This window comes from Pseudomonas sp. Root401 (assembly GCF_001425105.1).
Classification (GTDB): Bacteria; Pseudomonadota; Gammaproteobacteria; order Pseudomonadales; family Pseudomonadaceae; genus Aquipseudomonas; species Aquipseudomonas brassicacearum.
In genome coordinates this window covers 660,854-678,243 of the sequence record NZ_LMDO01000001.1, presented here as the reverse complement: position 1 = coordinate 678,243, position 17,390 = coordinate 660,854, and the positions used below count along the sequence as shown (strand labels likewise).

Here is a 17,390-nt window from a genome sequence, read left to right as displayed (position 1 = left end):
AAAACTCGAGGAAAGGAAATGGGCATTCTTGATCGCTTGTTCGGCGGCCGTTTTACGCTGCCGCCACCGGAGGAAACGACTGTCAGCGACGCGGCGATCATGCGGGAGCTGCATCCCTATCGCTCCGGGCTCAAGGCATTTGCTCAAGCCATATTGGCCCGGCTGCCGGAAGACGAGCGCGCCAGGCTGGTCCGGCGCGTGCTGCGCATCTACGGCTCGGGCCAGGAACCAGCCTCGGCGCTGGTGGAAGGATTGCTGGATACAGACCGGGGCCAGAAGCTCGAACACTTGGCTTTGCTCGGCGTCGACTGGAGAGGCTTTGATGGTTTCGAATACCTGGCGCCCTACCTTGTTAGCGCCAGCGGGGTGAAAGAGGCTTACGCCTATCGGCACGAGGGCACGCTATCGATGTCGGAAACGCTGGCCAGTTTCGATCAGTGGCTGGCGGCGTTCGACAAGCGCTACCTGCACCTGGACTCCGGTGGCGACGAATATGTGGGGTTCATCGCCGATGCCGACCAGGTTGAAGCCATGATCGAGCTTGCGCGGCAGGCAGGTCTTGCAGTGCGCCTCGATAGCTTCTGAACGAAGAGGCGTCATCGCTGGGTAGCGTTATCCCGCTGAACGAAGCGAGCAACGTAACAGTCGGAGCAACAAGACCCTCGGCAAAGAAACCTGGCTCATGCCCCTACGATCCGCTGCCCTCGCTACGTTGTTCACTTTTGCTGCCAGCACGGCAGCCGCTGTGCCTGAACCGCTGCGCCTGGAAAGCCTGAAACGCTGCGGCGACCTGCTACAAAGCCAGCAGCAGGACTGGTGCCTGACCGTACGCGGACTGGGCAACGCAACGCCGCAACTGAAACTGGGCGCAAAGGTGATACCCGCAGACAAGGTCCAGCGCGAAGGAGAAAGCCTGCGCTTGCGCCTGGACAGCGCCGACTACCAGAGCGGCCCGCTCTGGCTGCAGGACGGCCCACGCGCCAGCAATGCCGCCTGGCTGACCTTGCGCAACAGTCACGTACTGGCCGCCGGAGCGGACGAAGTAGCGAAGAACATGGATGGCCTGACCACCTACGTCGACCTGGTCAGCGTGCTGATCGAAGAAGACCGTGATGGCCGCCAGGAAACCGAGCGCCTGGCCCACAAGTACGGGGCAACGGTGGTCGGCAGCATCGCGCCGCTGAACCTGTATCAACTTCGCCTGCCGGCCAAGGACTTGGTGCAGCGCGACGCGCTGGTGCTGCGCCTGGGCAGCGAGACCAGCGTGGACGCCGTGGTCATCGAAGAGTCCTCGGCCGAAGAAGCCGAGCAAGCCGCAGCCCATCCTGAAGAACCGAAGAAGCCAGCCCTGGACTCCGATGAATGGGCCGCGAATCGCTTTCTCGACGCGGTGAATTATTACCAACGACGCATCCCCGGACGACAGCCGCCCATCCAGCCGCAACCGGTGCGCATCGGCCTGATCGAGCGCGATGTGGATTTCGACACGACGGACTTTGCAGACTACCTCGGCGCCTGCTCACCGCCGCGCACCTGCGTCTACGCCCGCGATGCAGACAAACCGGACAACCACGGCACGACCGTCGCCGGCATCCTCGCCGCGCGCTGGGACGACAGCGGCAACACTGGTTTTCTCCGCGGGCTGGACAAAACCAGCGGCGGTTTCGAAGTCATCGTCGAACGTAATTCCGATGCCGGGATCACCGCCAACATCGCCGCCTCCGTCAACCTCGTGGAGGACGGTGTACGCGTACTCAACTGGAGCTGGGGCATCCACCGCGTCGGCGCCAAAGACGTCAAAGGCGATGACGTCGATTCGCTGCTGCGCTCGGGCATCGCCATGGGCGGGTACGAGGAGTTGCTGGAGGAGTTTTTCCTCTGGCTGCGCAAGGAACACCCCGACGTCATCGTGGTGAACTCCGCCGGCAATGGCGCTTCGTTCTCGGGCAGCGACGAATACCGCCTGCCCTCCTCCTTCATCACCGAACAATTGCTGGTGGTCGGCGGGCACCAGCGCAGCGAACACACCGGTGTCGCCGTCGACGACCCGGCCTACGCGGTCAAGCGCAGCTCCTCGAACATCGACATGCGCGTCGACATCACCGCCGCCGCTTGCGCACATGCCTCGACGACCAACGCCGGCCAGCAAGGCGCAGTGCATTGCGGCACGTCCTACGCCACGCCCATGGTCGCGGGACTGCTGGCGGCGATGCTGTCCATCAACCCGCAACTGCAACCCGAGCAACTGCGCATGCTGCTACGCCGCAGCGCCATGACCATCGGCGACAATCACGACTTCGAACAGATGGACGCCGAAGACCTCACCGCGCCCATCCTGCCGTCGGAGCGCCGCTACCAACTCAACGACAAAGACGTCGGCCGCTCGGCGCGGCTGGACATGCAAAAGGCCCTGGACCTGGCCGCACAAAGCCGCGACCGCGTGCGTTGAAAACCAAGGTCACGTCTAACTCAAGACGATGTCTGCCTTGCGCGGGCAAAACCACCCATGCATCAGCCCCGCCTGGTAGAACTGTACCGGCGCCTCGAACCCAGCGGTCTCGATGAGACCGGCGACCTGCTGTGTCGGCAGGATAGCCACGTCTCGGGCGTAGGCGGCACGAGCTTTCAGCAGCATTTCCGGCTGTACGCCTGCAGAGGACATCAGCGTCATCCAGTTGCGCAGTAGCGCCTCATAGGCAGGTGATTCGGTATCAGCGGCGAGGTCGGCGTTTGCCAGTATTCCATCCGGCTTGAGCCGGCTAGCGATCTCGTGGAAGAACGCTATGCGGGCTTGTGGCTCGAGCAAAAATTGAGACACCAGAAAACAGGTAGCGCCGTCGTGGTCAGGCTCGGCAGGCAGCGCGTCAAGGTAACCATGGTGAAAGCTGCAACGCGAAAGGAAGCCTTCTTGTACCGCTTTCTGCCGGCAGATATCGAGCATGGCGTCCGAGGGGTCAACGGCGGTGAAATGCCAGCCGGGGTTCTGCTTGGCCAGGTGGGCCAGTTCCGCACCGGTGCCCACACCGACACAGAGTATCCGGGCATTCTCCGGTAAGTCAGCGAACACCGCGTCGAGCAGGGTGTACAGGGCGTCACGAATGGGCGCCATTCCCGCCCATTGTTTGTCGTAGCTGGCGGCCTGCTGATCGAACAAGGCCTTGAGTTCTTCATTGCGCATGGAGGGCACCTTCCTTTGCGTCGTGACGGGCTGAAGCCGCGATGGATGTGGCTACGCTTTGAGTATCCCATGGCTGTCAAGCCCCACCGGTTGTTCGGTAGGTGGACTGCACCAGCCCCGAAGGAAAGCTGCGGCTGGATATCAGTTTCAAAGCCACATCCCGCTCAAGCCCGCCGAACAACGGCCGCCCCGAGCCGATCAACACGGGAACGGTGGTGATCACCATATCGGTGACCAACCCCTCGCGCAGGAACGACTGCACCACCCGCCCGCCATCCACATAGACCCGCTGCACGCCTTGGCTCGCCAGCTCCGTCATCAAATCCTCGGGGGCCAGATTGGAGAAACGCAGCTTGCCCTTCAACGCCTCGGGCACCGGCGAATCGGCCAACTGTTCGGACAATACCACCACGGGCCGGTCGTAGAACCAGGTGTCGAAGGTCAGCACTTTTTCATAGCTCCCGCGCCCCATCACGATCACGTCCTTGTCGGCGATGAAGGCTGAGTAGCCGTGATCTTCGGAGGGGTCGTCGCGTTGTAGAAGCCAGTCGATGTCACCGTCGGGGCGAGCGATGAAGCCATCCAGGCTGGTGGCGATGAAGACGTGGGCGGTGGGCATTTTTGAGGGTTCCTTGTTGTTTTGCTTGAGCACCAATGCAAGACCATCAACGCCGATTATGGAAATGAAAGTAGCGGCCGCATTCGCGAACGCCACTTTCATCACGTATCAGTCAAGCGTTCTTAGCGCGTGCCTCCATGGGCCTTTTCGGCGTTGAAACCATCGAAGTTATCGAAGACACCCATGAAGCCGGGAACGGTCAACGCTCGCGCCCAGTCGCGCTGGAGTTCGCAGTACATCTGCACGCGGCTGATGAGCTTCGCGCCCGCCTGTTCCATTCGGCGCAACGCCGCCTCGTGCGCGGCCAGTGACGTGCCGCCGACCGCATCGACTGGCACATAGACTTCATAACCTTCCTGAATCGCGTCGAGTACCGGGAACGTCAGGCATGCTTCGGTCCAGAGCGCAGTCATGATGAGCTTCCTGCGGCCGATCGCTTTGACCGCCTGCTTGAACTCTGTGTCTTCCCAGCTGTTGATCGAGGTGCGGTCATAGGTTGGTAGATGGCCGAGCACGTCCTGCAGTTCCTGGATCGGTGGTTTGTTGCGGCCGGTCGCGACGTTGACGGTCGAGTGAATAATCGGAAGATTGTAATTGACCGCCGCCTTGGCGACGCTCGTTATGTTGAAGACGAGCTCGTCACGGGACATCGAGCGAATCGAGGAGACCTGGATCGGCTGGTAGTCGATGATGATCAATGCCGAGTTCTCGGGGGACAGGAGTTGGTCGGTCTGCGGGTTGCGGATATTCTCGCTTGCCATTGGCAAATCCTTTTATGGGTAATCCACGCTTGTGGGAGAAATGATTTTCCGGGAGACATGCACCAGCGGCGACGTTGCCCGGAAGCAGCATTGTGCTGTTCCCCTATTCGGTGCAGTAGTAGCATTGCGAGGCGAGCTGTGTCGCAAAATGGGGAACGCCGGAATGGACATTGAAGAGCTGCAGACCTTCGTCGAAGTGGCTGATGCGGGGGGCATTTCACCTGCCGCGCTTCGGCTTGGCGTGTCCAAATCGATCGTCAGTCGCAGGCTCGTTCGGCTTGAAACGGAACTTGGCGTCCAGCTGCTTGCACGATCCACACGCGGGGCGGCTCTCACTGAAGCCGGGGCTACGTTCCGCGACTATGCCGCCAGAGTCTGCGCCGAGATCGACATAGCCAAGGAAACGATCCTGCCCGCCGGAGCCCTTCGTGGCCGTTTGCGAGTCGCCGTACCACTCTCTTTCGGCCCGACGCATTTCGCGCCCGTGCTCGCGGAAATGGCACGACGCCACCCCCAGCTTCATATCCAGACCTGCTACAGCGATCGTTTCGTTGACCTCATCACGGAGGGTTACGATTGTGCGATACGGGTTGGCTACCTTCAGGACTCCAACTTGATCGCAAGGCGCATCGGCCCGATCTATGGGAAGCTCCTCGCCAGTCCGGACTACATCAAGGCGCACGGATCACCTGAGACGCCGGAGGAGATTGTCGCCCATCAGGCCCTGATGCAGAGCACCGAAGCCTGGCAATTCATGGATGGGGACAAGATCATCACGGTTCGTCCGCAGGGCCGCTTCAAGGCCGACAACGGCATCGCGTTAGTCGCTGCGGCAACAGCAGGCCTTGGAATCGCTTACCTGCCCGATTGCCTCACCTTTGAACATGTGGCCTCGGGGGCACTGGTGCCGATCATGACGCGTCATCCACCGCCCCCGGCAGGTGCCTATGTCATCCGCCCGTCAGGCCAGCATCCCGCACGCAAGATAAGGGTCCTCACCGAACTCCTGATCGAGTACTTCGGCGACTCTCCACACCTTGCGGCGCTGCCGCCGGTCTGAGGCATGACAGCGACCACAATGCTCGTCGTGACTCGACTCATCGAACAACCCGGTTCGTTGCATCAATGAGGTCTGCCTTACCTCCGGCAGCGAGGGCGCTGAAGCAGGCATCCATGGTAATCGCGGCAGGCAGAAATCGGCCATGTGCAGTCAGTGGTTACCACGACTTTGAGCTTGAAAAAGTGTCAACCCAAACGTTTTTCAAAGTAGACACGATCAAATCCATCCTCCGAGCGCCGCTGGACTTCGACGTAACCAAGTCGAGGATAAATTGACAGATTGTCGGTCATCTTCACATTCGTATAGAGACAAACGCTACCAAAGCCCAAGCGCGTCGCCTGCGCCTCGCAAAATTGAATGAGTGCTTTGCCGATCCCTTTCCCACGACCTGCTTTGGACACGGCTACATTTTCGAGAAACATCTGCTGACCCACAGGAAAGAAGACGATGAAGCCTCGCAATTCGTCTTGTTCTCCGATTGAAAGGTGCACAAAACCGGCTGCAATCTGAGCACTGAAATCCGCTAACATCGGTGCAGGCTTTCGTCCTATTACCGAAACATACGGGGCATACGCTTGCTCGGCACAAGCACGCACTGCTACTTCATCGTCTGCAACTGCTTGGCGGATCATTTGTATTTCGCCCATGGTAAATCCTGACGAATGTCTGTGTGATGTCGGCTCGGGAAGACAGTAAAGGCATCCGACCGACGCTGCGATATGATCGTTTGTGGCCGCAGAATAACCCGCGCAGACCGCTCTGCGGCATAGGCAAGCTCTTCGATGTGCGCCTATAGAGTGATCCGTAGCGAAGGCAGTTCGTAAGGTCACCAGAGTCGATTGCAGTCACTTGTGACAGGCAGCAATCGGCCAAAAACTGGCGCTCAGTAACATCAATGTAATGGTCTGTCCCCCTTAGCGACAACACAGACAACCGCTGACCACCGGCTGATCAGGGTCATTCTCAAGAAATGTGACCACGACTTCCATGCCCGTCCGAGGCGGCCCCATCTCACAACTCCAATCGGCGGTTCCCTTCAGCCAACAATGACTCTTGTCGTCAAATCTATCTTCGCGGTCCCAGGGGAACTTGACCTTGATCCGACCGCAGCGCCGATCGCTCTGGATGCCCTCGCCTTCTAGAGCGACGACTACAGCGGACTGGAGGCTTGGTACCTGAGGTTTCTTGTGAGCCAACGGCGGACGATATGAAACATTCCACGGAAGAACGACAAAGCGATTGCGGTAACCCTGATGAAAGTCATCTTCGTTTCCAGTGTTGTCAGTGGCGACGTTCTCACCCAATACCTGTGGTTGCCGGCCTTCGTGGATGACCTGGGTCATTAGCCATAGGGTGTTCCACTCTTGGCGCGGATGGCCTGAGATTTCCAGCACATGGCCGCTGACTAACCGAGCCTGGTCACTTTGCCCCTCGGCTTGTCGATAGGCCGCATGGCGGCGCTCCATAGTCCGAAGACGTATCTGCTTGCCGTGCTCATGACCGGTGAAACGCTCCGGTCTGTCATCTTTTTCAATGTCCAGCTGTTGCTCGAAATCATAATTGCGCGGCGAGATACGACTGGTGAACTGTCCCAGACGCAGGTTGATGCGTTTGATCAATGGCTCGTTGGCCACCCTATCGCTCTCATGCTTATAAGCAGTGGGTTGGCCAATACTGGGAAAAACCGACTGATCATCGCCAAAGACCAGCACGTGGCCTTGAGTGCTGTGCTGGAAGTGAAAGTGGATACCCTCTTCTTCGCACAAGCGCTGAATGAAGTGCAAATCCGTTTCGTCGTACTGGGTACAGTAGTCACGCTCGGGGTAGGTCGCCCCCAGATGAAACCGATAGGCATCGCCCAGAATGCCGTGCTCTTCCAGTATCAAGGCGACGATTTTCGGCACCGAGAACTGTTGATAGATCCTCTGGTTGATGCGATGGCGCAAGTAGGACAGGTGCGGTACGAGGGCCAGCCTGTAGCGCGTCAAACGCTCACCGTTACTGCTTTGAGCGATGTGGTAGACCCGCCCATGAATGCCGTTGCCCTTCGAGTCGAAGGTCAGAAAAGCCTCTACGTCGAAGAGGTTTTCGAGATCCAGGTCAGACCGCTCGCTAACAAATTCCACATTGAAGAGGTAAGGCCTGCTGATTGCCTCTTCTCCAGTGAATGCGAGCACTTGAAAATCGTGCTCAAAACCGTCGATGGTCAAACTGAAGTGCGTTTGATTGGCTGGGCTGAACATCCGCTGTTCTCTTCTTACATAAGGCGGCGCAAAGGACCGGAAGCCCCCAAGCAATACTGGGCTGGTGGATTAACAGGTACTAACCCACCCGCCCAGCGTCCCTGTATCTCGGCGTTTGCGTCTTACTTTCCAGACATACAAATCAAGTCAGATCAGATCAGATCAGACACCACTCTTCACTTTGGTCCAGACCCGCGTGCGAATCCGCTCCAACTTCAATGGCAGTGGCTCAAGTGGAATAAGTGTTGCGACCGTTTTTTTGTCTGGATAAATCCAAGGATTGTCTCGCAGCTTCTGCTCGACGAACTCGGTGGCATCTTTATTGGCGTTTGGGTATAGCGTGTGGTTTGAGGTCTTGGCGATAATTTCTGGTCGCATCATATAATTAATGAACGCCATACCTTCTTTGGGATGAGGAGCATCTTTCAGCAAAACCAGATTCTCCGACCAGGACAGCGCTCCTTCGCGAGGCAGGCTGTAGGCGATCTTGCGCCCCGTATTGGCCTTCTCGTTGATGGCCTGTGCAGCAAGGGCACCATTAGCCCATCCCACAACTGCACAAATATTGCCGTCAGCCAGGTCGGCGTCGATTCTGGATGAGTCGAAATAGAGGACATAAGGACGGATTTTCAACAGCAAGGCCTGAGCTTTCTGGTAATCCTCCGGGTTCTTGCTGTTGCTGGGGAGTCCAAGGTAATTCAACGCAATGGAAATGATCTCACTTGGAGAGTCAAGCATTGCCACACCACACGACTGGAGCTTACTAATGTTTTCTTCTTTGAAAATCAGGTCCCAACTATTCACCGGAGCATTATCACCCAACGCGCCCCTGACTTTGTCAACGTCATAACCAATGCCGGTAGTGCCCCATAGGTAAGGTACGGCGTAGCGGTTACCAGGGTCATTGACCGCGAGCTGGGCCAAGAGCTCAGGATCGATATGTGAAAAGTTACTCAGTTGACTACGATCCAACGGCTGGAGGACTCCCGCCTGGATCAGGCTGGGCAACACATTGGAGGTCGCCACAACCACGTCATACCCGGTGCGCCCGGCCATGACCTTGCTCTGCATGATTTCGGCGCTGTCGAACGCATCCATATGCACGCTCGTGCCAGTTTCCTGTTCAAACTCCTTTGGCGTCTCCGGCGCAAGCAACCCGAACCAGTTATACAGATACATCCCGGGCTCTACAGCCGCTACTGATGTGCTTATCCCTGCACAGAGAAGCGAGGCGGAAAAAATGGTTCGCAAATGTGACTTTCTCATGCAACATCCTTGTCAAGACGATATGCCCTCATGGCTATCGTAAACCCTGGCAGCGAATATACCGGGTGTTACCGAATAGTAAATACCTACGAATACTTACCTTTGACCTGCGAATCCCTAACCCTAAAGGGGTAGAAAATGCCGTTTGACCTCCACAGCCTGGCTTGGCATCGATCGATTGGGAAGCTGATCATGCAGCTGAACCGTCCAGATTTCTGGAGTTCACTTGTTCGCACATTAAATGAATATGTACAGATCGATAATTGGGTTGTATTGATTTTCAGCAATCAACACGTGCAGGTCGTTAGCCTTCCTGAAGTAGCCGATGCGGAAGAAGTCGACGCATTCGTTCATCGCTACGTGAAAGGTCTTTACTTGCTGGACCCGTTTTATATAGCTAATCGAGAAAACCCGCAAACTGGTTTCTTCCACCTATTGGACATTGCACCGGAATACTTTCTTGAAACCGAGTACTACCACAAGTATTTTGCACAATACATCTCCATGGATGAGGCACAGTACAATGTCCAGCTCGACCCCGACAGAACGTTGTGCATTTCTATTGGCAGCAAAGTCCGTTTCAACCAAGAACAGATAACCATGCTTGACATCATCAAGCCGTGGGTAACCGCATTGATGCATCAGCGCATGGGTTTTGAAATTGATGTAGAGAAAACCCTGACTGAGCCGCCTCTGTGGCCGGAAACGGTCAATCAGCTTGGCACACAAATAACAGCACGCGAGAGTGACGTGCTCCGTTTATTGCTCAGCGGCTTCTCCAATAAAGAGATAGCCGGAAAGCTGTCCCTCTCGGCGGAGACCATAAAAGTTCACCGCCGCAACATTTACGCAAAATTAAATATCAAGTCACAATCTGAGCTGTTTGCTCGATTCTTCATGCCCAAACAAAATACTCCCGCTACCCATTAAAGTCAGGGCATCAGGCCGATTTGCGCGGTCATGCGCCTGCAAGCATCAAGTCCAGATTCTGCACCGCCGCGCCAGCGGCGCCCTTCCCAAGATTGTCAAACACCGCAGCCAGCAAAACCTGCCCGGTCTCATCATTCTCAAACACCGACAATCGCAAATCATCGGTTCCGTTAAGCGCTTGAGGATCAAGGGACGTCAACTCTTTAGCTTCCTGCATCGACATCACCTGTACATGGCTCGCATCGGCGTAGTGCTGCATCAGACAGGCATGCAACTGCACCGCGCTCACGCCTGGCGCCAACAACCGGGTTTGCAAGGGTATGGTCAGCACGATCCCCTGCCGAAAAGCGCCATAGGCCGGCACAAACATCGGCCGCTCCGTCAGCCCGCTTTGCTGCTGAATCTCCGGAACATGCTTGTGTGCCAGTCCCAGCCCATAGACCTGAAATGCCGACGCCTGCGCTGCGCCCGCACCCTCATGCTCTTCCACGCCGGTCCGTCCTTTTCCGGAATAACCCGACACGGCATGAATGCTCATCGGGTAATCCCTGGGCACCAATCCGGCCTCCAGCAATGGGCGCAGCAACCCGATCGCCCCCGTTGGGTAGCAACCGGGATTGCTGACCCGACGCGCGGCGGCGATGCGTTGGGCCTGTTGCGGATTCATCTCTGCGAAACCATAGGTCCAGTCTGGGTGGGTGCGGTGCGCCGAACTCGCATCGATCACCCGAACGGCGGAGTTTTCGATGGTCGCTACAGCGTCGCGGGCGGCTTGGTCGGGCAAGCAGAGAATCGCGATGTCGCAGTGGTTGATGGCTTCGGCGCGACGTTGCGAATCCTTGCGATGTTCGGGGCTGAGTGTGAAAAGCCGCAGATCGCTGCGCTCGCGCAGACGTTGATGGATTTGCAGCCCGGTGGTGCCTTGGTCGCCATCGATGAATACAAGGGGACTTGCCATGGAATGCTCTCGGACATTGGAAATCAGGAGCTCCAATGTTCAGCGAGACGCTAAGATAGGAAAAGTTGAATTTATAAACACTCAGATTCAGTTTTTCTGAACAAGGATTCCTTTATGCGGGAAATCAGCCTGGACCGTCTGCGCACATTGGTGGCGATTGCCGACCTCGGGTCGTTTGCCGAGGCGGCGCGTGTGCTGCACCTTGCGCCACCCACCGTCAGCCTGCATATCGCCGACCTGGAGTCGCGGGTGGGCGGCAAGCTGTTGTCGCGCACACGTGGGCGCGTTCAGCCCTCAGCGATAGGGAACACACTGGTGGAGCGCGCGCGGCGTCTGTTGGCGGATGCGGAGCAGGCGCTTGAAGACGTGGAGCGTCAGGTACAGGGATTGGCCGGGCGAGTGCGGCTAGGCGCCTCCACGGGGGCCATCGCCCAGTTGCTACCGAACGCTTTGGAAACACTGAGCCAACGCCACCCCGCGATCGATGTGCAGGTCGCGGTGCTCACCTCCCAGGAAACCTTGAAGAGGCTTGCCGAAGGCTCCTTGGAGATTGGCTTGGTCGCACTGCCACAGCCGCCGGTGAAGGGCCTGCGGATCGAGCCGTGGCGACGGGACCCGGTCATGGCGTTCCTGCCGGCTCGCTGGGAGCCCCCGAAGGTTGTGACCCCCGCTTGGTTGGCCGCTCAGCCGTTGATATTGAATGACGCCACCACACGTCTTTCGCGCTTGACGGCGGAGTGGTTCGCCAGTGATGGGCAGCAGCCTGCGCCGCGCATTCAACTGAACTACAACGACGCGATCAAAAGCCTGGTGGCGGCGGGATATGGTGCGACGCTGTTGCCCCATGAGGCGGCCACGCCATTGCTCGATAACAGGATCGTCATGCGGCCATTAAAGCCCTTATTGTGGCGTCAACTGGGTATTGCCCACCGCAGTCAGGAGATCGAACGACCTACGCAACATGTGCTGGATGTGTTGTGGGAGTTGAGCGCGGAGTGATTTTGTCTGGGCATGAGGTATTCTGCGCGGCGTAAAACACGATCCAGGTCTGCGGCGTACAACCGATTGTCACGTCCCCTTGATCGATCTAAAAGCGGCGCACCAGGAGATCTGCATGTTGTTTGGACATCGGTTCGAGCGCACCGCGCAGGATGACCTGCACATCCACTCGCGCAATCTGGTGCAGAGCGCCTTCGTGCTGCTGACCGGCGCGCTAGCCTTCATCTTGCCGGTGGCGTTCGCCGTGTTTGTGACCTCTGATGAAGGCTCGCCCCTGACTGACCTGGATCCGCTGACTTCACTGCTGATCGTGCTCGGGCTGCTGCTGATTCCTGCACTCGGCCTCCTCCTGATGGTGTACACCGGCATCCGCGAGACCTTGCTGTTATCGCGACGCGACGGTGAAGGCAAGCGCCGCACCCGAAACTTTTTTGGGCGCCGCGAGCGTGTGCATTCGGTGTTTAGAATCGATACCCCAAAATGCCTCGAACTTCGCCACCACCCGGATGCCAAGCCGGCCTACACCCAACTGTGGCTGGTGATGCGCGATGGCACCGAGCACCGCCTGACGACCGACAACGTTCCGGTGGTACCGGGAAGTCAATGCACCAACGTATGGCTGCGTGAGCTGGCCGACTACCTGAACGTGGCAGTGCCCACCGAAGTCGTGGTGGGCTCGGCGGCGGGTGTGAAGAAGGCAACCTACAAGCCTGCTCCAGCCCCAACCAGCGGTAAAGCGGTGAGGGAAGCCAGGCAGCGCAAAGCCAAGGGGCTCACGCCTTCCCATCAGGTCACCGAAAAACTCGGCACGCCCGCACGCGCCCTGCTCCTTCTAATGGGTGTTTTCCTGGCACTATTGGAGCTGAGTCGCGTCATCGCATTGGTGCCCGCTCTGTTTGCCGGGCGGCTGCGTGTTGGCGGTCGAACGGGCACGACAACCTTCTACTGGGCCGAGCAACCGCTCACCTTCTCATTCAACATGCTGGTGGGCATGGCCGAGGTGTTGATCATCGGATTCATCGCCTGGGGTTGTCTGCGCATGGCGATCCGGGGCCGGATGAGCTCCAATCCCTGAGGGCGGTCAATTCGACCACTGCTCGGTCAGAAACGGTGAGCAGGACGCTGTCCCGTCAATATGGTAGACCCTCGGTTCTTCCGAAAAATAGTCCTCCAAACCCATCATGAACATCCGATGGTCTTCACTCTCTTCGAAACCCGGCGTGTGATCCTCGAGCGATTGCCATCGCACGATCAGGTTGAATTGTTGGGGGGACTCAATCCCTTGCGCTAGCAGGTGACCGCAGTAACCCTTTGCGCGGGTGAGCAAAGGAGCGACCTCGGCAAATGCACGCCTGAACATTTCAATGCGTTCTTTGTGAATGGGGAGCAGAGCGATCTCATAAATCATGGCGTTCCTCGAGCATGACTTGAACGGTTAACAGTACGCACTTACGAGATGAGCGATGGCTCGACTGCTATCGCGATTTTTCCTCGAACGCCGTTGTTGGGACTCTCCAACCGGGCATGGGCGAGCGCAATGTCGGCAAGCGAATAGACGGCGCCAACATGTGGCCGCAGCTGACCTCGCTCGACCAATGCGCTCAACTCATCGAGCTTGCCGCGGTTCTGTCTTGTGAAAACGAAGTGATAACTCGCGTTCTTGCCCCAGGCCTGAACAACGTTTTGTGGCTGTGCAATGTCCACGATCGTGACAACGCGGCCAAGCTGTGCCAGCGCGTCGGGGCTGCGCGACAAGGTATTGCCGCCGATGGTGTCGAACACAACATCAACGCCGCGGCCACCCGTTTCCCGCATGATGGCGTCGACGTAATCCTCCTTTTCATAGTCGATGACCACGTCGGCCCCCAGACTTCGCACGAACTCAGCGTTTATCTCGCGCACGGTCGTGAACACCCGTGCCCCCATGGCTTTTGCCATCTGGATCGCCACATGACCGACGCCTCCCGCTCCGCCGTGGATCAGAATGCTTTCCCCCACTCTGAGCGCCGCACGCACGATCAATGCTTCCCACACCGTCCCGCCAACCAAACTCAGGCTCGCCGCCTCTAGATGGCTTAGCGAGGGGGGCTTCTTCCCAATGATGCTTTCAGCAGCAACGTGGTACTCGGCATAACTGCCTGGCCCGTCAAATATTTGCGGGGTGTACCAGACTTCGTCTCCTGGGGCGAAGGTTGTCACGCCTGGCCCAACTTCTTCGACGACGCCCGATACATCGTGTCCGGTAATGGCCGGCAGTTGCACCAGGTCGGGATAATCGCCGCGTCGAACCTGGTAATCCAACGGATTGATGGAGGTTGCGTGTACCCGGACCAGGACTTGTCCGGTGTGCGGCACAGGCTTGGGCACATCGCGGAGTTCGAACGATCCCGACCCGCCGAATGATTTAAGTACCATTGCTTTCATCGTAAAATCCTCGAATCTACAAAAAGGAATATCGAGATATCTCGATATACTACGGTAAAAAATTACAGCTCTTTCCCTATGACCTCGGCAAGCGCCCTGATGGTTGCTTCATTGCGCTTGTAGTAGGTCCACTGACCGATGCGCCGGACTTCGACCAAGCCCACTCGTTGCAGCGTTGCAAGGTAACCAGACACCGTTGACTGCGACAGTCCGATACCTTCTTGAATACTGCTGACGCAGACACCCACCGTGAGAACGTCACCTTCATCCTGTGGAGGGAAGTTCTTTGCGGGATCCTTCAAGCCTTTCAAGATTTGCAGGCGTGTAGGGTTTGAGAGTGCTTTGAATATTTCGATCAATTCCATGCCTCGAGAATATCGAGATTTTTCGATATGTCAATACGTAGCTTAGCTCCCCTCACGGCAACCCGATATCTTGAGCAGCATGCCAATAGAACCATACCCACCACTCCACATAACCCTCAAAGCCACCTTTAAATGGCAGAATCTCCTCAATTGATCGTTTTGGAGACCACCATGCTTCGCGTGTTTGAACAAAGACTCGACCCCTTCCCACCCGACGAGGTTCCGCCGCCACCCCAAGGCCTGGCGCGGTTTCTGTGGGCGTGCACACGGGGCGCCCGCGGTTACATCCTTGCGTTTGCGCTGCTCAGCGCAGCTGTGTCGATCTACGAAGCCTGGCTGTTTTCCTTCCTCGGTCAGGTCGTGGATCTGCTCTCAACCTGGCAAGCCGGTGGTGAGGCGGCGGCGCAGGAAAGTCGCGTGCTGTGGGGCATGGGCATCGTCATGGTGGCCAGCATCGGGCTGGTGGCTTTGCGAACCATGGTGCAGCACCAGGTATTGGCGATCAATCTGCCGTTGCGGCTGCGTTGGGACTTCCACCGCCTGATGCTGCGGCAGAGCCTTTCGTTCTTTTCCGATGAGTTCTCCGGCCGGGTCACCACCAAGGTGATGCAGACTGCGCTGGCCGTGCGCGACGTGCTGTTCACCCTGATCGAGATCGCACCCGGCATCGGTGTGTACTTCATTGCGATCATCGCATTGGCCGGCGGCTTCGCCCTGAAACTGATGCTGCCGTTCATTGCCTGGATCGTGTTGTTCGGGCTGGCCATGCTCTACTTCGTGCCCCGCTTGGGGAAAGTCGGGCAGGAACAGGCCCATGCGCGCTCCTCGATGACCGGACGTATCTCGGACGCCTACACCAACATCACCACCGTGAAGCTGTTCTCCCATTCCAACCGCGAAGCGCACTTCGCGCGCGCAGCCATGGAGGACTTCAAGCAGACCGGCTTTCGCCAGATGCGCCTGGTCAGCCAATTCGAAATCGTCAACCAAGCGTTGGTGGTGGGGTTGATCATGGCTGCAGGCGGTTATGCCCTTTGGCTGTGGCACCAGGGCGACGTCGGCGCCGGTGCTGTGGCGGCGATTACCGCCATGGCGTTGCGTATCAACGGCATGTCGCACTGGATCATGTGGCAAATGACCTCGCTGTTCGAGAGCATCGGCACCGTGCAGGACGGCATGGCCACCCTGACCCGCGGCCCCAAGGTGCAGGACGCGCCGGACGCCGGGGTGCTGGTGACCTCCGGCGGAGCCGTCACCTTCGACGATGTGAGCTTCAACTACAACGGTGAACGCCAGGTGCTCGATGGCCTGAGCCTGGACATTCGCCCGGGCGAGAAAATCGGCCTGGTAGGCCGCTCCGGCGCGGGCAAATCCACGCTCATCAACTTGCTGCTGCGCTTCTATGATGTCGACAGCGGGCAGATCCGCATTGACGGGCAAGACATCGCGCGCGTGACGCAAGACAGCCTGCGCAGCGCCATCGGCATGGTCACCCAGGATACGTCCCTGCTGCACCGCTCCATTCGCGACAACATCGCCTACGGCCGCCCCGATGCGAACGACGCACAAATCCGCCGCGCCGCGGCCAATGCCCAGGCCGATGAGTTCATCAGCCAACTGAGTGACCGCCAAGGTCACAGCGGCTACGACACCTTGGTGGGCGAGCGCGGCATCAAGCTGTCGGGCGGTCAGCGCCAACGCATCGCGATTGCCCGAGTGATGCTCAAGAACGCCCCGATCCTGCTCCTCGACGAGGCGACCAGCGCGCTGGATTCGGAAGTCGAAGTGGCCATCCAGGAAAGCCTCGATGAAATGATGCAGGGCAAAACCGTCATCGCCATCGCCCATCGGCTGTCCACGATCGCGGCGATGGATCGACTGATTGTCATGGATGATGGGCGCATTATTGAACAGGGTACTCACGCTGAATTGCTCGCCAAGAACGGTATTTATGCGCGGCTGTGGCACCATCAGAGTGGCGGGTTCCTGGGTGAGGATCGGGGGGTGGGCGAGGCGATGGATCAGGTGTGAGCGTGAAGGGCCTGGGGTGATCTGCAAGTGGGTGTTTTGGGTCGGAAGCTTGTCCTTCACAACGGGCAGCTTTCGGCCAAAAGCAGCCGTTTGGAATAGACTGCTTCCGACCAATTTGGACTTAGTACGCCAATTTGCGCTGCTAGGTTCGCAGCCAATAGTAGAGGTCGAACTTCGACTTCATGTGTTGAGGATGCTGGTTGTCGGAGTCGGGATCTGGAATGGCGACTCGGCGAGTCCAGAGTGGGAACCACTCACCATCCCGCATATCGCTATCGCTAACCATTCGCACATTCTTCAACATGGTTCGCTCGCAGGCACCGAATTGGACGAAATTGACCTGCGCCTCGATCAAGCTACATCTATTCGGTCCATCCACCTGGTGAGGGTAATAGAGTTGGAACACGTCATCCTCCCAGAAGCAAATTGGGCAAATGTCGTATGACCCTGGGTGTTCCTCGAAGACTGCATATCCGCAGCATGGGCAGGTAAACATCAGTTTTCACTTATGGGTGGCAGTCTATTCTTGGTCGATTTTAGCCACATGCTGAACGGT

General features: G+C 57.9%; 18 protein-coding genes. 7 read left to right on the top strand and 11 right to left on the bottom strand.

The genetic code is table 11. The features are described 5' to 3' along the window. Positions 1 to 18: 18 nt before the first annotated feature. Complete coding sequence (locus tag ASC85_RS02780; protein WP_053162550.1) at positions 19 to 585, top strand: DUF6630 family protein; 567 nt, start codon at positions 19 to 21, stop codon at positions 583 to 585. 97 nt (positions 586 to 682) lie between these two features. Continuing rightward, the gene (locus ASC85_RS02775) at positions 683 to 2,449 is read left to right on the top strand and encodes a S8/S53 family peptidase (protein ID WP_053162502.1); all 1,767 of its coding nucleotides are present in this window, start codon (positions 683 to 685) and stop codon (positions 2,447 to 2,449) included. A gap of 15 nt (positions 2,450 to 2,464) precedes the next feature. On the opposite strand, the gene ASC85_RS02770 is transcribed toward ASC85_RS02775, so the two are convergent. The 3 genes from ASC85_RS02770 to ASC85_RS02760 all read right to left on the bottom strand — a co-directional run bounded on the left by ASC85_RS02770 (position 2,465) and on the right by ASC85_RS02760 (position 4,558). Beyond that, positions 2,465 to 3,178, bottom strand: a complete 714-nt coding sequence (locus ASC85_RS02770) for a class I SAM-dependent methyltransferase (protein WP_057448153.1) — start codon at positions 3,176 to 3,178, stop codon at positions 2,465 to 2,467. A 76-nt stretch (positions 3,179 to 3,254) separates the two neighbouring features. After that, positions 3,255 to 3,797, bottom strand: a complete 543-nt coding sequence (locus ASC85_RS02765) for a dihydrofolate reductase family protein (protein WP_057448240.1) — start codon at positions 3,795 to 3,797, stop codon at positions 3,255 to 3,257. A 122-nt stretch (positions 3,798 to 3,919) separates the two neighbouring features. Further along, complete coding sequence (locus tag ASC85_RS02760; protein WP_003201256.1) at positions 3,920 to 4,558, bottom strand: hydrolase; 639 nt, start codon at positions 4,556 to 4,558, stop codon at positions 3,920 to 3,922. Positions 4,559 to 4,721: 163 nt separating this feature from the next. Between ASC85_RS02760 and ASC85_RS02755 the strand changes: the two genes are divergently transcribed. After that, positions 4,722 to 5,618 (top strand): LysR family transcriptional regulator, encoded by an 897-nt coding sequence (locus ASC85_RS02755; protein ID WP_003201254.1) that lies wholly within the window; start codon positions 4,722 to 4,724, stop codon positions 5,616 to 5,618. A 185-nt stretch (positions 5,619 to 5,803) separates the two neighbouring features. On the opposite strand, the gene ASC85_RS02750 is transcribed toward ASC85_RS02755, so the two are convergent. The 3 genes from ASC85_RS02750 to ASC85_RS02740 form a co-directional block, all read right to left on the bottom strand. Next, complete coding sequence (locus ASC85_RS02750) at positions 5,804 to 6,265, bottom strand: GNAT family N-acetyltransferase (protein WP_057448152.1); 462 nt, start codon at positions 6,263 to 6,265, stop codon at positions 5,804 to 5,806. Between the two features lie 267 nt (positions 6,266 to 6,532). Beyond that, positions 6,533 to 7,861, bottom strand: coding sequence for a type VI secretion system tip protein TssI/VgrG (gene tssI, locus ASC85_RS02745; protein ID WP_057448151.1), 1,329 nt, complete (start codon positions 7,859 to 7,861; stop codon positions 6,533 to 6,535). A 162-nt stretch (positions 7,862 to 8,023) separates the two neighbouring features. Next, the gene (locus tag ASC85_RS02740; protein WP_057448150.1) at positions 8,024 to 9,127 is read right to left on the bottom strand and encodes a polyamine ABC transporter substrate-binding protein; all 1,104 of its coding nucleotides are present in this window, start codon (positions 9,125 to 9,127) and stop codon (positions 8,024 to 8,026) included. 138 nt (positions 9,128 to 9,265) lie between these two features. Here ASC85_RS02740 and ASC85_RS02735 point away from each other — a divergent pair, with 138 nt between their 5' ends. Continuing rightward, positions 9,266 to 10,057, top strand: coding sequence for a response regulator transcription factor (locus tag ASC85_RS02735; protein WP_041475960.1), 792 nt, complete (start codon positions 9,266 to 9,268; stop codon positions 10,055 to 10,057). 28 nt (positions 10,058 to 10,085) lie between these two features. On the opposite strand, the gene argC is transcribed toward ASC85_RS02735, so the two are convergent. Next, positions 10,086 to 11,015: an N-acetyl-gamma-glutamyl-phosphate reductase gene (gene argC / locus ASC85_RS02730; RefSeq protein ID WP_057448149.1), complete on the bottom strand. Its 930-nt coding sequence runs from the start codon at positions 11,013 to 11,015 to the stop codon at positions 10,086 to 10,088. Positions 11,016 to 11,129: 114 nt separating this feature from the next. Between argC and ASC85_RS02725 the strand changes: the two genes are divergently transcribed. Together ASC85_RS02725 and ASC85_RS02720 are read left to right on the top strand one after the other, a co-directional pair. Continuing rightward, the gene (locus ASC85_RS02725; RefSeq protein WP_057448148.1) at positions 11,130 to 12,014 is read left to right on the top strand and encodes a LysR family transcriptional regulator; all 885 of its coding nucleotides are present in this window, start codon (positions 11,130 to 11,132) and stop codon (positions 12,012 to 12,014) included. 115 nt (positions 12,015 to 12,129) lie between these two features. Beyond that, complete coding sequence (locus tag ASC85_RS02720; protein ID WP_057448147.1) at positions 12,130 to 13,089, top strand: hypothetical protein; 960 nt, start codon at positions 12,130 to 12,132, stop codon at positions 13,087 to 13,089. A gap of 6 nt (positions 13,090 to 13,095) precedes the next feature. Here the strand turns inward: ASC85_RS02720 and ASC85_RS02715 are convergent, their stop codons facing one another. From ASC85_RS02715 to ASC85_RS02705, 3 genes are all read right to left on the bottom strand, one after another. Then, positions 13,096 to 13,422 (bottom strand): antibiotic biosynthesis monooxygenase family protein, encoded by a 327-nt coding sequence (locus tag ASC85_RS02715; RefSeq protein ID WP_027912269.1) that lies wholly within the window; start codon positions 13,420 to 13,422, stop codon positions 13,096 to 13,098. Between the two features lie 41 nt (positions 13,423 to 13,463). After that, on the bottom strand, positions 13,464 to 14,438 hold the full coding sequence (locus tag ASC85_RS02710; RefSeq protein ID WP_057448146.1) for a zinc-dependent alcohol dehydrogenase family protein: 975 nt from the start codon (positions 14,436 to 14,438) through the stop codon (positions 13,464 to 13,466). A gap of 62 nt (positions 14,439 to 14,500) precedes the next feature. Continuing rightward, positions 14,501 to 14,803: an ArsR/SmtB family transcription factor gene (locus tag ASC85_RS02705; RefSeq protein WP_046062264.1), complete on the bottom strand. Its 303-nt coding sequence runs from the start codon at positions 14,801 to 14,803 to the stop codon at positions 14,501 to 14,503. Between the two features lie 171 nt (positions 14,804 to 14,974). Between ASC85_RS02705 and ASC85_RS02700 the strand changes: the two genes are divergently transcribed. Beyond that, on the top strand, positions 14,975 to 16,834 hold the full coding sequence (locus tag ASC85_RS02700; RefSeq protein WP_057448145.1) for an ABC transporter ATP-binding protein: 1,860 nt from the start codon (positions 14,975 to 14,977) through the stop codon (positions 16,832 to 16,834). A gap of 142 nt (positions 16,835 to 16,976) precedes the next feature. On the opposite strand, the gene ASC85_RS30730 is transcribed toward ASC85_RS02700, so the two are convergent. Then, on the bottom strand, positions 16,977 to 17,330 hold the full coding sequence (locus ASC85_RS30730) for a CPCC family cysteine-rich protein (protein WP_082534297.1): 354 nt from the start codon (positions 17,328 to 17,330) through the stop codon (positions 16,977 to 16,979). Positions 17,331 to 17,390 lie beyond the last annotated feature (60 nt).

Bases quoted from the DNA above. Each gene is read 5' to 3' on its own strand.
- ASC85_RS02780 (WP_053162550.1), top strand. From the start codon at position 19: ATGGGCATTCTTGATCGCTTGTTCGGCGGCCGTTTTACGCTGCCGCCA.
- ASC85_RS02775 (WP_053162502.1), top strand. From the start codon at position 683: ATGCCCCTACGATCCGCTGCCCTCGCTACGTTGTTCACTTTTGCTGCC.
- ASC85_RS02770 (WP_057448153.1), bottom strand. From the start codon at position 3,178: ATGCGCAATGAAGAACTCAAGGCCTTGTTCGATCAGCAGGCCGCCAGC.
- ASC85_RS02765 (WP_057448240.1), bottom strand. From the start codon at position 3,797: ATGCCCACCGCCCACGTCTTCATCGCCACCAGCCTGGATGGCTTCATC.
- ASC85_RS02760 (WP_003201256.1), bottom strand. From the start codon at position 4,558: ATGGCAAGCGAGAATATCCGCAACCCGCAGACCGACCAACTCCTGTCC.
- ASC85_RS02755 (WP_003201254.1), top strand. From the start codon at position 4,722: ATGGACATTGAAGAGCTGCAGACCTTCGTCGAAGTGGCTGATGCGGGG.
- ASC85_RS02750 (WP_057448152.1), bottom strand. From the start codon at position 6,265: ATGGGCGAAATACAAATGATCCGCCAAGCAGTTGCAGACGATGAAGTA.
- tssI (WP_057448151.1), bottom strand. From the start codon at position 7,861: ATGTTCAGCCCAGCCAATCAAACGCACTTCAGTTTGACCATCGACGGT.
- ASC85_RS02740 (WP_057448150.1), bottom strand. From the start codon at position 9,127: ATGAGAAAGTCACATTTGCGAACCATTTTTTCCGCCTCGCTTCTCTGT.
- ASC85_RS02735 (WP_041475960.1), top strand. From the start codon at position 9,266: ATGCCGTTTGACCTCCACAGCCTGGCTTGGCATCGATCGATTGGGAAG.
- argC (WP_057448149.1), bottom strand. From the start codon at position 11,015: ATGGCAAGTCCCCTTGTATTCATCGATGGCGACCAAGGCACCACCGGG.
- ASC85_RS02725 (WP_057448148.1), top strand. From the start codon at position 11,130: ATGCGGGAAATCAGCCTGGACCGTCTGCGCACATTGGTGGCGATTGCC.
- ASC85_RS02720 (WP_057448147.1), top strand. From the start codon at position 12,130: ATGTTGTTTGGACATCGGTTCGAGCGCACCGCGCAGGATGACCTGCAC.
- ASC85_RS02715 (WP_027912269.1), bottom strand. From the start codon at position 13,422: ATGATTTATGAGATCGCTCTGCTCCCCATTCACAAAGAACGCATTGAA.
- ASC85_RS02710 (WP_057448146.1), bottom strand. From the start codon at position 14,438: ATGAAAGCAATGGTACTTAAATCATTCGGCGGGTCGGGATCGTTCGAA.
- ASC85_RS02705 (WP_046062264.1), bottom strand. From the start codon at position 14,803: ATGGAATTGATCGAAATATTCAAAGCACTCTCAAACCCTACACGCCTG.
- ASC85_RS02700 (WP_057448145.1), top strand. From the start codon at position 14,975: ATGCTTCGCGTGTTTGAACAAAGACTCGACCCCTTCCCACCCGACGAG.
- ASC85_RS30730 (WP_082534297.1), bottom strand. From the start codon at position 17,330: ATGTTTACCTGCCCATGCTGCGGATATGCAGTCTTCGAGGAACACCCA.